12 protein-coding genes are annotated in these 14,068 nt (G+C 68.1%); 6 read left to right on the forward strand and 6 right to left on the reverse strand.

Features of this window, described 5'->3' with window-relative positions; translation table 11 throughout:
• Nucleotides 1–10 precede the first annotated feature (10 nt).
• Genes ACVK00_RS30095 through ACVK00_RS30105 form a run of 3 tightly spaced genes read left to right on the forward strand, consistent with a single transcriptional unit; the run spans nt 11 to nt 3,488 of the window.
• Complete coding sequence (locus ACVK00_RS30095; RefSeq protein ID WP_228907386.1) at nt 11–2,374, forward strand: UvrD-helicase domain-containing protein; 2,364 nt, start codon at nt 11–13, stop codon at nt 2,372–2,374.
• Nucleotides 2,371–3,180: a 5'-methylthioadenosine/adenosylhomocysteine nucleosidase gene (locus ACVK00_RS30100; RefSeq protein WP_228907387.1), complete on the forward strand. Its 810-nt coding sequence runs from the start codon at nt 2,371–2,373 to the stop codon at nt 3,178–3,180. The genes ACVK00_RS30095 and ACVK00_RS30100 overlap by 4 nt, the downstream gene beginning before the upstream one ends.
• A gap of 11 nt (nt 3,181–3,191) precedes the next feature.
• Nucleotides 3,192–3,488, forward strand: a complete 297-nt coding sequence (locus ACVK00_RS30105; RefSeq protein WP_228907388.1) for a hypothetical protein — start codon at nt 3,192–3,194, stop codon at nt 3,486–3,488.
• Nucleotides 3,489–3,557: 69 nt separating this feature from the next.
• Here ACVK00_RS30105 and ACVK00_RS30110 read toward each other — a convergent pair whose 3' ends face one another.
• Nucleotides 3,558–4,796, reverse strand: a complete 1,239-nt coding sequence (locus ACVK00_RS30110; protein WP_284892691.1) for an MFS transporter — start codon at nt 4,794–4,796, stop codon at nt 3,558–3,560.
• Nucleotides 4,797–5,191: 395 nt separating this feature from the next.
• On the opposite strand from ACVK00_RS30110, the gene ACVK00_RS30115 reads away from it, so the two are divergent.
• A complete protein-coding gene (locus tag ACVK00_RS30115) occupies nt 5,192–6,865 on the forward strand; it encodes a methyl-accepting chemotaxis protein (RefSeq protein ID WP_354122960.1) in 1,674 nt (557 codons plus the stop codon).
• 18 nt (nt 6,866–6,883) lie between these two features.
• On the opposite strand, the gene ACVK00_RS30120 is transcribed toward ACVK00_RS30115, so the two are convergent.
• From ACVK00_RS30120 to ACVK00_RS30135, 4 genes are read right to left on the reverse strand one after another with little or no spacing between them, the layout of a single operon-like run.
• On the reverse strand, nt 6,884–7,762 hold the full coding sequence (locus ACVK00_RS30120; RefSeq protein ID WP_006755503.1) for an efflux RND transporter periplasmic adaptor subunit: 879 nt from the start codon (nt 7,760–7,762) through the stop codon (nt 6,884–6,886).
• 12 nt (nt 7,763–7,774) lie between these two features.
• Nucleotides 7,775–7,978, reverse strand: a complete 204-nt coding sequence (locus ACVK00_RS30125) for a DUF1656 domain-containing protein (protein ID WP_006755504.1) — start codon at nt 7,976–7,978, stop codon at nt 7,775–7,777.
• Nucleotides 7,975–10,176 carry an FUSC family protein gene (locus ACVK00_RS30130; protein ID WP_228907391.1) on the reverse strand — a complete coding sequence of 734 codons (2,202 nt, stop codon included), beginning with the start codon at nt 10,174–10,176 and terminating at the stop codon, nt 7,975–7,977. The genes ACVK00_RS30125 and ACVK00_RS30130 overlap by 4 nt, the downstream gene beginning before the upstream one ends.
• 15 nt (nt 10,177–10,191) lie before the next feature.
• Nucleotides 10,192–11,799: an efflux transporter outer membrane subunit gene (locus ACVK00_RS30135; protein ID WP_284892684.1), complete on the reverse strand. Its 1,608-nt coding sequence runs from the start codon at nt 11,797–11,799 to the stop codon at nt 10,192–10,194.
• A gap of 157 nt (nt 11,800–11,956) precedes the next feature.
• Between ACVK00_RS30135 and ACVK00_RS30140 the strand changes: the two genes are divergently transcribed.
• Complete coding sequence (locus tag ACVK00_RS30140; protein WP_228907393.1) at nt 11,957–12,898, forward strand: LysR family transcriptional regulator; 942 nt, start codon at nt 11,957–11,959, stop codon at nt 12,896–12,898.
• Nucleotides 12,899–12,995: 97 nt separating this feature from the next.
• Nucleotides 12,996–13,181, forward strand: a complete 186-nt coding sequence (locus ACVK00_RS30145) for a hypothetical protein (protein ID WP_166726478.1) — start codon at nt 12,996–12,998, stop codon at nt 13,179–13,181.
• Between the two features lie 56 nt (nt 13,182–13,237).
• Here ACVK00_RS30145 and ACVK00_RS30150 read toward each other — a convergent pair whose 3' ends face one another.
• Nucleotides 13,238–14,065 carry a metallophosphoesterase gene (locus ACVK00_RS30150; RefSeq protein WP_284892681.1) on the reverse strand — a complete coding sequence of 276 codons (828 nt, stop codon included), beginning with the start codon at nt 14,063–14,065 and terminating at the stop codon, nt 13,238–13,240.
• Between the last annotated feature and the right edge of the window lie 3 nt (nt 14,066–14,068).

The following is a 14,068-nucleotide window of genomic DNA, read 5'->3' on the forward strand; positions in this document are numbered from 1 at the left end:
CTGCCGCTCCATGCCCGATCTGCTCGCCAATCTGAACCCTGAACAATACGCCGCCGTCACGTTGCCCAACGAACCGGCGCTGATCCTCGCGGGGGCGGGCAGCGGCAAGACCCGCGTGCTGATCACCCGCATCGCGTGGCTGATCCAGCAGGGCTACGCGTCGCCGCCCACCGTGCTGGCCGTCACCTTCACGAACAAGGCCGCGCGCGAGATGATGGCGCGCCTGTCGGCGATGATGCCGATCGACACGCGCGGGATGTGGATCGGCACGTTCCACGGGCTGTGCAACCGGATGCTGCGCACCCACTGGCGCGACGCCGGCCTGCCGCAGACTTTCCAGATCCTCGACACGGCCGACCAGCTGTCCGCGATCAAGCGGCTGATGAAGGCGGCGAACGTCGACGACGAGAAGTACCCGCCGAAGAATGTCCAGTACTTCATCAACAACGCGAAGGAGCAGGGGCTGCGTCCCGACAAGGTCGACGCGACCGACAACTTCAACCGCAAGTTCGTCGAGCTGTACCAGGCGTACGACCAGCAATGCCAGCGCGAAGGCGTCGTCGACTTCCCCGAGCTGCTGCTGCGCTGCTACGAGCTGCTCGCGTACAACGCGCCGCTGCGCGCGCACTACCAGGCACGCTTCAAGCACATCCTCGTCGACGAGTTCCAGGACACCAACAAGCTGCAGTACGCGTGGCTGAAGATGCTCGCGGGCGGCGAGAACGCGATCTTCGCGGTCGGCGACGACGACCAGTCGATCTACGCGTTCCGCGGCGCGAACGTCGGGAACATGCGCGACTTCGAAGACGAATTCCGCGTGCGCAACCTGATCAAGCTCGAGCAGAACTACCGGTCGCACGGCAACATCCTCGACGCGGCGAACCAGCTGATCTCGAACAACGCGCACCGCCTCGGCAAGAACCTGCGCACCGACGCCGGCCATGGCGAGCCCGTGCGCGTGTACGAGGCGAGCACCGATGCGCAGGAAGCCGGCTGGATCATCGAGGAGATCCGCTCGCTGATCAACGCCGGGATGTCGCGCAGCGAAGTCGCGGTCCTGTATCGCAGCAACGCGCAATCGCGTGCGATCGAGCACACGCTGATGACCTCGGGCATTCCGTATCGCGTGTACGGCGGCCTGCGCTTCTTCGAGCGCCAGGAAGTGAAGCATGCGCTCGCGTACCTGCGCCTGATCGACAACCCGAACGACGACACCGCGTTCGCCCGCGTCGTGAACTTCCCGACGCGCGGGATCGGCGCGCGCTCCATCGAGCAGCTTGCGGATGCCGCGCGCCTGTACGACTGCTCGATGGCCGCCGCGATTCCGTACGTGACCGGCAAGGCCGGCACGAGCCTTGGCGGGTTCGCGACGCTGATCGCGAAGATGCGCGCCGAGACGCAGCAGATGAGCCTGCCCGAGACGGTCGAATACGTCGTGCGCGCGAGCGGCCTCGCCGATTTCTACCAGGGCGAGCGCGAAGGCCAGGACCGCCTCGAGAACTTGCAGGAACTCGTGAACGCGGCCACCGCGTTCGTCAGCGAGGAAGGCTACGGGCTCGACGCGCCGGCCCGCTCGATCCCGCTGCGCGCGGGTGCGATCGCGGCGCCGGAGCTCGGCGTGGACGCGAACGATCCGTCGGTCGACGTGCTGGATCCGGCGCCGCTCGATGACCCCGCGCAGAACCCCGACACGATGACGCCGCTCGCCGGCTTCCTGTCGCACGCATCGCTCGAAGCCGGCGACAACCAGGCGCAGGCCGGCCAGGACGCCGTGCAGCTGATGACGGTGCACGCGGCGAAGGGGCTCGAATTTTCGGCCGTGTTCATCACCGGCCTCGAGGAAGGGCTGTTCCCGCACGAGAACAGCGTGCTCGAATCGGACGGCCTCGAGGAAGAGCGCCGGCTGATGTACGTCGCGATCACGCGCGCGAAGGAGCGGCTCTACCTGTCGTTCGCGCAGAGCCGGATGCTGCACGGCCAGACGCGCTACAACGTGCGCTCGCGCTTCTTCGACGAATTGCCGGAGCACGTGCTGAAGTGGTTGACGCCGAAGGTCGAGGCGGGCTCGCGCTGGGGCGGCCGCTCGGACAACGCCGGCTGGGGACGCGACTGGTTCTCGCGGCCGGGCGGCGGCAGTCGCGAGCAGGTCGTCGACGCGGCGGTTTCCGCGCCGCTGCCGGCGTTCGCGAACAAGCAGCGCGCGGCCGACACGGGCTTTCGCGTCGGCCAGCAGGTATTTCATACCAAGTTCGGCGAGGGCACGGTCACCGCGCTCGAAGGCAACGGCGCCGATGCGAAGGCGCAGGTGAAGTTCAAGCGGCACGGCGAGAAGTGGCTCGCGCTGGCGGTCGCGAAACTGCAGGCGGTGGAATGATGAGCATTGACATGGTTGAAATGGTTTCGACGCGCCCGCTCGGCATTCTGGCCGCGCTGCCCGAGGAGCTTGGCGACCTGATCGCCGCGATGCGCGCCGAGGGCGTGATGAAGACGATCACGCTCGGCCGCCGCGACTACCACCTCGGCACCGTGCACGGCGCGGCCTGCGTCGTCACGCTCGCGCGGGTCGGCAAGGTCGCGGCCGCCGCGACGGTCAGTGCGCTGATCCATGTGTTCGGCGTGTCCGGCGTCGTGTTCACCGGTGTCGCCGGCGGCGTGTCGCGCACGGTGCGCGTCGGCGACGTCGTCGTCGCCGATACGCTGCTGCAGCACGACCTCGATGCGTCGCCGCTGTTTCCGCGCTACGAGGTGCCGCTGCTCGGCATCACGCGGTTCGCGACCGACCTGGAACTGACGGCCCGCCTGAAGGCCGCATGCACGCTGTTCGTCGCCGAGGAGGGCGCGCAGTTCGCCGAGCGTTTCGGGCTGGCCGGCGCGTCGCTGCACGGCGGGCTGATCATCAGCGGCGACCGCTTCGTGTCGAGCGAGCACGAGGTCGTCGCGCTGCGCGACGCGCTGCCCGACGCGCTTGCGGTCGAGATGGAAGGCGCGGCGATCGCGCAGGTGTGCGCAGAACACGACGTGCCGTTCGCCCTCGTGCGCACGATCTCCGATACGGCCGACGACCACGCGACGCAGTCGTTCTCGCACTTCCTGTCGGCGATCGCGAGCAGCTATTCGTCCGGCATCCTCAAGCGTTTCCTGACGCTGCATGCGACGGAGCGTGGCGCCGCAGTCATTTAGGGAGGCGCGCCGTGCTCAGGCGCTGCAATGACGGTACGCATCGCGCGGCTTGGTTCGCCGCGATCGCATTAACGATCCCGGTCTATCTCGGCCTGGCGAATTCTCCTCTGGATGAATGGTTTCAAAGCGGCGCCGGTTGGCGAGCGTTCGAACCGTTGTTCAACGTGTTCGACATGCTCGGTGTCCACGGCCAGGGTGACATCCTGATCAGTACCATGCTCGGCGTCAGCTTCGTGATCGCGTTGGCGCTGGTCCTGTTGGGCGCTCGAATTTTCGATCGTGGGATGCGAAAGTCCCCGCACCGATAGTCCTTTGGCGACACACTTCGCAACGTTTATTGAGGCACCGGCCGCGGCACGCATGCCGCGGCCGGCTCGTCACGCCTTCTTGCGGCGAGCGCTTTCGAGGTTCGGCAGGAACACCGTCAGCACGCCGATCAGCGGCAGGAACGAGCACACCTTGTAGACGAACGTGACGCTCGTCGCGTCCGCGAGCTGGCCGAGCACGGCGGCGCCCACGCCGCCCAGGCCGAACGCGAAGCCGAAGAACAGGCCCGCGACCATCCCGACCTTGCCGGGCATCAGTTCCGTCGCGTAGACGAGGATCGCGGCGAACGCCGACGCCAGCACGATGCCGATGATCACGCTCAGCACGCTCGTCCAGAACAGGTTCGCGTACGGCAGCAGCAGCGTGAACGGCGCGACGCCGAGGATCGACACCCAGATCACGTACTTGCGGCCGATCCGGTCGCCGACCGGCCCGCCGATCAGCGTGCCGGCCGCCACGGCGGCGAGGAACACGAACAGGTGGATCTGCGCGGCCTGCACCGACAGGTGGAACTTGTCGATCAGATAGAACGTGAAATAGCTGTTGATGCTCGCGAGGTAGAAGTACTTCGAGAACACCAGCAGCACCAGCACGCCGATCGCGGCGAGCACGCGGCGCTGCGACAGCGTCGGATGGCCGGCCGCCGCGGCCTTCTTCTTCATCGACGGATGCTTCTTGTACCAGTGGCCGATCTGCGTGAGCACGACCATCGCGACGAGCGCGGCCGCCGAGAACCACGCGATGCTGTGCTGGCCGTGCGGGATGATCACCAGCGCGGCGAGCAGCGGGCCGAGCGCCGAGCCGGCGTTGCCGCCGACCTGGAACAGCGACTGCGCGAGCCCATGCTGGCCCCCCGACGCCATCCGCGCGACCCGCGACGATTCCGGATGGAACACCGACGAGCCGCAGCCGACCAGGGCCGCCGCCACCAGCAGCGTCGGGAAGTTCTGCGCGGCCGACATCAGCAGCAGCCCCGCGAGCGTGAAGCCCATCCCGACCGGCAGCGAATAGGGCTTCGGCCGCTTGTCCGTATAGAGCCCGATGAGCGGCTGCAGCAGCGATGCGGTGATCTGGTAGGTCAGCGTGATCAGGCCGATCTGCGCGAACGACAGCGCGAACTGGCTCTTGAGCATCGGATAGATCGCGAGGATCAACGACTGGATCATGTCGTTGAGCATGTGCGAGAAGCTGATCGCGCCGAGCACCGGGTAGACGGTGCGCGGCGCGGGTGGAGCAGACGGCTGGGCTGCGGCGGCGTTGCCGGCACCCGTATCGAGGCTGGTTTCCATGTGAGCTGAGCGAGTTGAGGTGACGGGACGCGCTCTGACAGGGATCGGCGCGTTCGAATCGTTGTTGCGTCAAAGAAGTGTAATGTGGCGTATCGAGAATGTCAGGCCAACTTTTATCGCAATTCGGACATCGCCGCCAGCCGCGGGGCCGGCTGATCGGCCATTCCGCCCTTTTTTGGCCGGGTATAACGCAGGCAGCGCGTCTGCCGTGAGCGCGGGCACACTGGGCTCGGCTCGGTGTTTGTCCGGACTCAAGGAATGGCGAGAGCGGCCGTAGAACGACGCAACGGCAACAGAGGCGCGCCGCGCACCGCACCGGCCACGAGCCGGGCGGGCATCACGGTGACCGCCGGACCCGACCTGTCCGGCGGTGGGATCAATACGGGGATATATCGATGAAAGCAGCATCATTGCATCCGCGGCCGGGTGCGGCCACTAGCGCATCCGGTGCAGCAGCCAGGCCCGCCACACGACGTCCGCGCGCAGCCCGGCGCGAAAGCCGGCCCTGGACGGTCAAGGCGACGTTGCGCGCGGCGTTCGCGATCCTGCTGGTCGGCACGCTCGCGATCGGCGTGTTTTCGCTATGGCAGATCAGCCGGTTGAACGCGTCGATCGCGTCGGTCTACGAGCAGGGGCACGTCGCGAGCCGCGCGGCGGAGGAAGTGCGCGCCGAGGTGCTGCGTGCGAGCCGCGCGCAGAAGATGCTGCTGACCGCGACCACCGCGAAGGAGCGCGACGACCTGGGCGCCGAGGTTCGCGCCGGGCTCGCGTCGATCGGCCAGGCGCTCGTGACACTGCAGCGTTACGCGGATCCGGCCGATGCGGACGATTCCGCGCGACTGCGCGCATTCTCGATGGCGGTCGGCACGTGGAGCGGCCATCTGCGCGATTTCGTCGCGCTCGTGCAGGCGCAGCCGCTCGACCTGTCGCAGATGAACTGGCAGGTCGGCACGCAGGACGTGTCGCTACTGGTCGAGACCGGCAAGCTCGAGAAGCTCGTCGCCATGCTGGTGAAGACGCGCGGCGCGAAGTCGAAGGCGACGCTCGATGCGTCCGCAACGATCTTCTCGTCGTCGTTCGCGATGATCGCGGCGATGACGGCCGCGCTGTTCGTGCTGGCGATCGTGATCGCCGAACGGGTCGTGCGCCGCCTCGCGTCGCAGCTCGGCGGCGAGCCCGCCGATGCGAAGGCGATCGCCGCCGACATCGCGCGCGGCGACCTCACGCGGCCGATCCCGCTCGGCCGCCACGACCGCGACAGCATGGTGCGTGCGCTGTCCGACATGCAGACCGGGCTCGCGGCGACCGTCGGCGAGATCGCCGTGAGCGCCGAGGCGATCGCGGCTGCGTCCGGCGAGATCTCGACCGGCAATCTCGACCTGTCGCGGCGTACCGAGCAGCAGGCCGTCGCGCTCGAGCGCACCGCGGCCAGCATGGAGCAGCTCACGTCGACGGTGCGGCAGAACGCCGAAAACGCGCGGCAGGCGAGCGCGCTCGCGGCCAATGCATCGGCCGTCGCGGAGGCCGGCGGCGAAGTCGTCGGGCGCGTGGTCGCGACGATGAGCGAGATCGACGACAGCGCGAAGAACATCCGCGACATCATCGGCACGATCGAGGGGATTGCCTTCCAGACCAACATCCTCGCGTTGAACGCGGCGGTCGAAGCGGCGCGCGCAGGCGAGCAGGGCCGCGGTTTTTCGGTGGTTGCGGGCGAGGTGCGACTGCTCGCGCAGCGCGCGGCGAGTGCGGCGAAGGAGATCCGTGGATTGATCGGCGCGTCGGTCGAGCGCGTCGCGAACGGCGCGGCGCTCGCGCACGATGCGGGCCGCACGATGGACGACGTGGTGCGGGCGGTCAAGCGCGTGACCGACATCATCGGCGAAATCTCCGCGGCGTCGGACGAGCAGAGCGCCGGGATCGACGAGATCGGCCGCGCGGTCATGCAGATGGATTCCGGCACCCAGCAGAACGCGGCACTCGTCGAACAGGCGGCTGCCGCGGCGAATGCGCTCGACGAGCAGGCGCAGGCGCTCAAGTCGCTGGTCGGACGCTTTCGCATCGCGGCGTAAGCGCCCGGCCGCCGGCGCTTACGACTTCTTCTTCTGCTGGTCCGGGTCGATGATGACCGTGCAGGTCGTGCCCGCCGACAGCACCACGTCGGCCGGCACTTCGTCGATCCGGATGCGTACCGGCACGCGCTGCGCGAGGCGCACCCAGTTGAAGGTCGGGTTCACGTCCGCGACGAGGTCGCGGCTTTGCGGGTTGTCGCGATCGTAGATGCCGCGCGAGATGCTCTCGACGTGACCTTTCATCACGCCGCCGCTCATCAGCCGCATCTCGGCGGGGGCGCCGATCTTCACGCGCGGCAGCTTGGTTTCCTCGAAGTAGCCGTAGACCCAGAACGAGTGGCTGTCGACGATCGCGAGCTTCGCCTGGCCGGCTACCGCGTAGTTGCCCTTGAACGTCTGCAGGTTCGTGACGTAGCCGTCGACCGGCGCGACCACGCGCGTGCGTTCGAGATTGAGCTTCGCGGCGTCGAGCGCGGCGATCGCCTGCTGGTACTGCGCGTCGGCGCTGGACGCGCTGTGCGCCGCGTTCTCGCGGTTTTCCTTCGACACGACGAGCGCGTCGAGGTCGGCGCGGCGGGCCGCGTCGTCGCGGCGCATCTGCAGTTCCGCGCGGCGGGCGGCGACGGCCGCCTGGGCCTGCTCGACCGCGATCTGGTAGTGCGACGGGTCGATCTGCATGATCAGGTCGCCTTTTTTCACGAGCTGGTTGTCATGCACGGGCAGCTCGACGATCGCGCCCGACACGTCCGGCGCGACGTTGACGATCTCGGCGCGCACGCGCCCGTCGCGGGTCCAGGGATCGTCCATGTAGTGCACCCACAGCGAGCGCCCGATCAGGATCGCGACGAGAAGGATGACGGCGGTCGCGACGAAGCCGAAGAGTTTTCTGAGAATCATGATGGTTCGGAATCAACGGTAAACGGCAAGACTCAGTCCGCCGCAAATGCAGACGAGAAGGCACGCGCGGAACAACGACGGGTGCCAGACGTGACGGTAGAGGCCCGTATAGGCGAGCACGCGGTCGACGGCCCAGGTCGCCAGCGCACCCAGGACGAACATCAGGACCACCGTGGGCATGTAGGCATCGAGAATGGCGATTTCACGCGGCATCATGACGAGGCTCCTTGTTGGGGACGCACGGGGCGGTTGCGGTTGAGCGGCTCGAGCGGCGATTCCGGATCGAGCAGCGCCGTGCGTACGAAATGCAGATGGCTCAGGATGCGCTGCAGCCGGTGGCGCTCGTCGCGCGACGACGTGACGGCATCGAGTGTGTGCCGGGTTGCGTCGATCGCGGCGTTGACCGCCGCGAGCGTCGCGTCGAAGCGCTTCGCGCTCGGCTTGCTGAACAGCGCGGACAGCGCGGTGCGCATCGTCTCGATCGCGCGTCGCCACGGCGTCGTCGGCGCATGGCGCGGGTCGGACGGCAGCGTCGCCAGCTCGGCCCGCAGGTCGAGCACCGCGTTGCCCGTTTCCAGCACCGCGAACATCCAGCGCAGCGCGTCGCGCTGCACGTCGGGCTGGTCGGCCGACAGCGTGTGCGCCTGATACATCAGGTCGCGCGCGCCGCTCTCGAAGCGCGTGCGCAAGCCGGCCAGCCGTGCGTGGCAGGCCGCGACCACCTGATGGCGCAGGTCGGCGAACAGCCGCTTCTTCAGCCACGGCGCGGTCGGCGGGAACAGCACCGCGAACGCGATCGCCGAAACCAGCATCGACAGCACCAGCGCGAGCGCATCGTTCATGAAGCTCGTCGGGTCGTAGTGCGTGATGTTGTCCGGGCCGGCGAGGAAACAGAAGAAGATCAGGTAGCCCATCCCGTAGCCCGCGAGCTTCGGCTTCAACGTCATGTAGATGCCGATCGCGAGCAGCGGCGCGAGCGCCACGCACAGCAGCGGGAAGCCGTCGATGTGCGGGTAGATGCCGAACATCAGCAGGAAACCCGTGCAGACGGCCAGGGCCGTCCCGATGCCCATCTGCGCGGACATCGCGGTCGGGCGCGGCGTCGACGACGCGAGCGCGCAGGTGGCCGCCGCCGTCAGCGTCATCGTCACGCCGCTCGGCCACGCGGTCTCGATCCAGAACCAGCCGAGCACGAGGATCACGGTCGCGGTGCGGATCGCGGCGATCACCATCGCCGTCACGTTGGTGCGCGGCTCGTAGCGCTCGATCCAGCGTTCGCGCTCGTGCGTCGCGGTCGACAGCGACGCATAGGTCGCCGCGTATTCGTGCAGGTCGGTGATGAAGCGGTACAGCAGCTCGGCGGCCGTGTCGAAGTCGAGCAGCGGAAAATCCGGCTGCGCTTCGAGCGCCGCGCGCGTCGCGCGAATGCGGCGCGGCAGCGCGTCGCGCCATGCAAGCAGCTGTTCGGCCGCGCGCGCCGCGTCGGTCGACGTCCGCACGGGTTCGCCATTGCGGGTCAAGAGCGGCGCGATCTCGCGGAAGTACGGCTCGATCGCATCGATCGCGGCCTGTGCGCCGGCCGCGCGCAGCCGGTTCATCAGCTGGTGCAGCGCATGGAAGCGGCTCGACACGCTCATGAACTCGCTGTTCAGCCGCGCGAGGCGGCCGCTGCGCATCCGCGTGTCCGGATCCTCGAACACGGCCATGCTGCGCGCGGCCTCGAAACCGACCACGTCGGCGACGAAGCGCGTATGGATCGTTTCGATGTGCGCGCGGTCGAGCTTGCCCGACAGGGCCGCCGCGACGTAGTCGACGAAGCTGCCGAAGCGCTTGCGTACCGTCGTGCGCATCTGCTCGCCCGTGTACTGCGGAAACACGAGCGCGCTGACGACGCCGGCCGACACGATCCCGATGATGACCTCGGACACGCGCGTCATGGCGCTCATGAACGCGCCGTCCGGATGCTGCGACGCGGGCAGGCCGATCAGCGCGGTCGTATAGCCGGCGAGCAGGAAGCCGTAGCTGCGGAAGTTGCGGTTGCGCGCGGCACCGGCCGTGCACAGTGCGATCCACAGCGCGACCGCAAGCAGGAACAGCTGCGGCTGCTGCGGGAACAGTCCGACGAACGTGAGCGTCGCGATCAGCCCGAAGATCGTGCCGGCGACCCGGTAGAAGCTTTTCGCGAGCACGGCGCCGCTTTGCGGCTGCATCACGATGAACACCGTGGTCATCGCCGTCTTCGGCGCCGGCAGGTCGAGCCGCATCGACACGCCGGTCGCGATGAACGCGGCGAGCAGTGCCTTGAACAGATAGAGCCACGCGGCGCCGTCGCTGCGGGCCCAGTCGCCGAACGCGGCGTACCAGGCCGCGAGCGGGCCGCCGGCGTGCGTGGAAGCGGAGGAGGAGACTGACATGGCGGTCGCTCCGCGTTACCGTGCGGCCGGCGTGGCGCGCGCGCCGGCCGTCGCGACCTGCGCGGGCCGGGCGATGGCCGCGACGGGCTTCGCACCCGATGCGGCTGCCGGCGCGGCGGCACCAGCGGCGGATTCGTCGCGCGACGGATGGTCGCCCGACGGATGGCCGTCCCGTCCGTCCTGACCCGTTTCGACGCCGCCGCCGAGCGCGGCCATGAGTTGCGCGTGCGCGGCGAGGCGTTCCGCGTCGATGCGGGCCGCCGTCTCCTGCGCGCGCAGCAGCTGCTGTTGCGCGATCAGCACGTTCACGTAATCGGTCAGCCCGCGGCGGAAGCCTTCGCGCGACAGCTGGTAGCTGCGATCGTTGGCGGCCACCGAGCGCGCGGCGTCCTTCTTCTGCGTTTCGAGCGAGCGGATCCGCACGACCTGGTCGGCGATGTCCTTCAGCGCGCCGACGACCGTCTGGTTGTAACGCTCGACCGCCTGGTCGTAGCCGGCATCGGCGGCACCGAGTTGCGCGCGCAGGCGGCCGCCTTCGAAGATCGGCAGCGACAGCGCGGGGCCGGCCGTCCAGCCGCCGTTCATCGCACGCAGGAAGTCGGTGAACGGCGCGGTCACGCCGAAGCCGCCGACCGTCGCGAGCAGGTCGATGTTCGGGTAGAACGAGGCTTTCGCGACGTCGATGCCGCGGGCCTGCGCGTCGACCGTCCAGCGGGCCGCAACGACGTCCGGGCGGCGGCCGAGCAGGTCGGCCGGCATCGCGGACGGCAGGCCGGCCGGCGCGTCGAGCGACAGGCTCGGCCGCTTGATCGCGTCGCCGGCGCCCGGGCCCTTGCCCGCGAGCGCGGCGAGCTGGTGGCGCGCGAGCTGGATGGCTTCTTCGTAGGTGTCGATCTGGCGCTCATAGTCGGGCAGCGTCGATTCGGCCTGGCTGACTTCGAGCTGCGTGCCGAGCCCGGCCTGCAGACGCTTGCGCGCGAGATCGGCCAGCGAGCGCTGGCGTTCGAACGTCTCATGCGCGAGGTCGAGCAGCGCGTAGTTCATCGACATGCCGACATACGCGCGCACGACGTTGACGTCGAGCTCGAGCTTCGCCGCCCGTGCGTCGGCCGCGGTCGCATGCGCGGTGTCGAGCGCGCGCTCGGTCGCGTTCTTGTCCTTGCCCCAGAGATCGAGGTGGTACGACAGGCCGAGCGTGCCGGTGTTGTTCCATGTGTCGGTGTCGGCCAGCGGCCCCGGGCCGTAGTAGACGTTGTCGGGCCAGTGCTGGCGCATCAGCGACAGGTTGCCGTTGATCTGCGGCAGTTCCGCCGACCGGGCCACGCGTGCCATCGCCTGCGCTTCGCGCACGCGGGCCTCGGCTGCCGCGAGGGTCGGGTTGCCGGCCTGGGCGGCGGCGATCCACGCGTCGAGCTGCGGATCGCGGTACGCGCGCCACCAGTCGGACGCGGGCCAGCCCGCGTCGCGGTCGGCCGCGCGGATGGCCGCGCCGGCGTCGAGCGTGTTCGCGTCGATGCGGGTGGACTTGGGCTTGTTGTCGCCCATGCTCGCGCAGCCGGTCATTATTAATGAGACTGCAAGAACCGCCAGTGCCAGCGTCCCTTTTGTTGCCGGAGACCGCACGATTTTCTCCCTTTCGGATATAGATGAGTCGGATGCGATTATATTTTTCAGTGATTCCTGAATAAATGGACAACGGTGCAAGTCATTTTTACGAATCCTGAGATAATATTTGTTGGCCCCTGTGCAACAATCCACCCGGATTCAAAGGGGTAATGGGATGGATACGTTACAAAACATGCGGGTATTCGTCCGCGTGGTCGACGCGGGAAGCTTTACCGCGGCCGCCCAGCAGATGAATTCGACGACCGCCTATGCGTCGCGCGCCGTGTCGGATCTCGAGGCGCACCTGCGCACGCGCCTTCTCAACCGGACGACACGCCGGATCGCGCTGACCGAAGCGGGCGAGCGTTACCTGCAGCGCTGCGAGCAGATCCTCGCGTACGTCGACCAGGCTGAAGCCGAAGCGGGCGACGCGCACGCGCGCCCGTCGGGCAAGCTGAAGGTCCATTGCTTTACCAGCCTCGGGCAGCACTACCTGGTGCCGGCCATTGCGCGCTATCGGCAGCGCTATCCGGACGTCCACGTCGAGCTGACGCTCGCGCAGCGGATGCCCGACCTGCTCGACGAGGGGTACGACGTCGCGATCGTCGTCGGCCGCGACCTGCCCGATTCGGGGCTCGTGTCGCAGCGGCTCGGCGAGAGCTACAGCGTGGTGTGCGCATCGCCCGCCTATGTCGACGCACACGGCGCGCCGCATACGCCGGCGGATCTCGAGCAGCACATCTGTCTCGGGATGGTCGCGCCGGGCTTTCACTTCGCCGAGTGGGCGCTGTCGGGGCCGCGCGGCGACGAGGTGATTCCGATCACGGCGCCGCCGTTCCGCGTGAACGTCGCCGAGGCGCTCGCGGTAGCCGTGCGGGAAGGGATGGGGATCGGCGGGTTGCCGCTCTATTCGGCGATCGGCGGGCTGCGCAGCGGCGACATCGTGCGCGTGATGCCCGAATACCGGTCGCACGTGATGAACATCTACGCGCTGTATCCGTCGCGTCAGTACCTCGACGCGAAAATCCGTACCTGGGTCGATTTCCTGCGCGACGAGTTGCCGGCCACGCTCGAAGCCGACGAAGCGGCGCTCGCGCAGTTCACGGCTGCGACATGATGGCGCGCCCGAGCCCGATCTGACGAGATTTGTCGTTCGCGCAACATTTTTTTACCATCGGGCGGCAGACAGTTTGATACTGTTGAAACATAGAGACATGGATCTGCCCACACCCGGAGTCGCAATGGATACGCAATTGATGATCGGCCTTGGCGTTCTGCTTGGCGCGGCGGCGGCCGCCGCGGCCACGCGTGATCTGCTGCGCGCGATGAAGGCACGCATGAAGCCGGTGCCGGTGCGGGTGCGCGCGTCGTCGAACGGATCGCGCCGCGCCGACCGCTGATCGGCCGGCATTCCGGATCGGAGAGGGCCGCATCGCGCGGCCGCATGGCCCGGCGTTCAGCCGAGCTCGACCACTTTGTCCCACGCAAACGCGGGATTTTCCAGCTCGCCGGTGCGCCGGTAGATGTAGCCGCGCGGGTTGCACACCACGTGCGTGCCGCTGTCGGTCACGTAATCGAATGAAGTATGCGTGTGGCCGTGGATCCACAGGTCCACGGGTGGCCGCACGAGTTCCGCCATGTCCGTGACGAATCCCGCCGACGCCAGGTCTTCCGCGTAACGCTCCGCGAGCGAGCGCAGATGCGGCGCATGATGGGTGACGACGATCGTCCGGCCCGCGAACGGCGTCGCGAGCCGCGCTTCCAGCCACGCGCGGCCGTGGTGGTGCAGCGCGATCGCGTCGGCGGGCGTGAAGTCCCGCTCCGGCGTGCCGCCCGCATGCAGCGCGGCTTCATGCGGCCACGTCACCTGGATCAATCCCTTGAAATCGAGCATCACGCGCAGGCCGGCCTCGATCGCGCGCGCGACGCTCGCATCGTCCGCGCCGAACAGCGTGAAATCGCTCCACAGTGTCGTGCCCAGCACCCGAAAGCGCCGCGCCGGATCGACGTACACGCCGTTGTTCAGATAATGCACGTGGTCGAGCGTATGCGCGGCGTCGCGCATCGCGGTTTCGAGCGCGCCGAATTCCCCGTCGTAGTACTCGTGGTTGCCTGGCACGTAGACCACCGGCACGTCCGGATCGAACGTCTCGGCGGCCCAGCGCAGGCCTTCCGCATGATTGTGGATGTCGCCGGCCAGCACGACGAGATCCGCGTCGGCATGCACGATCGTGTCGGGCTGGTTGCATTCGAGATGCAGGTCGGACAGGACGCGGATTCTCATGGA

The sequence above is a fragment of the Burkholderia sp. PvR073 genome (assembly GCF_054055695.1).

Coding starts and splice junctions, on each gene's coding strand:
- ACVK00_RS30095 (WP_228907386.1), top strand. CDS start 11: ATGCCCGATCTGCTCGCCAATCTGAACCCTGAACAATACGCCGCCGTC.
- ACVK00_RS30140 (WP_228907393.1), top strand. CDS start 11,957: ATGGATACGTTACAAAACATGCGGGTATTCGTCCGCGTGGTCGACGCG.
- ACVK00_RS30100 (WP_228907387.1), top strand. CDS start 2,371: ATGATGAGCATTGACATGGTTGAAATGGTTTCGACGCGCCCGCTCGGC.
- ACVK00_RS30115 (WP_354122960.1), top strand. CDS start 5,192: ATGAAAGCAGCATCATTGCATCCGCGGCCGGGTGCGGCCACTAGCGCA.
- ACVK00_RS30120 (WP_006755503.1), bottom strand. CDS start 7,762: ATGATTCTCAGAAAACTCTTCGGCTTCGTCGCGACCGCCGTCATCCTT.
- ACVK00_RS30125 (WP_006755504.1), bottom strand. CDS start 7,978: ATGATGCCGCGTGAAATCGCCATTCTCGATGCCTACATGCCCACGGTG.
- ACVK00_RS30145 (WP_166726478.1), top strand. CDS start 12,996: ATGGATCTGCCCACACCCGGAGTCGCAATGGATACGCAATTGATGATC.
- ACVK00_RS30130 (WP_228907391.1), bottom strand. CDS start 10,176: ATGTCAGTCTCCTCCTCCGCTTCCACGCACGCCGGCGGCCCGCTCGCG.
- ACVK00_RS30110 (WP_284892691.1), bottom strand. CDS start 4,796: ATGGAAACCAGCCTCGATACGGGTGCCGGCAACGCCGCCGCAGCCCAG.
- ACVK00_RS30150 (WP_284892681.1), bottom strand. CDS start 14,065: ATGAGAATCCGCGTCCTGTCCGACCTGCATCTCGAATGCAACCAGCCC.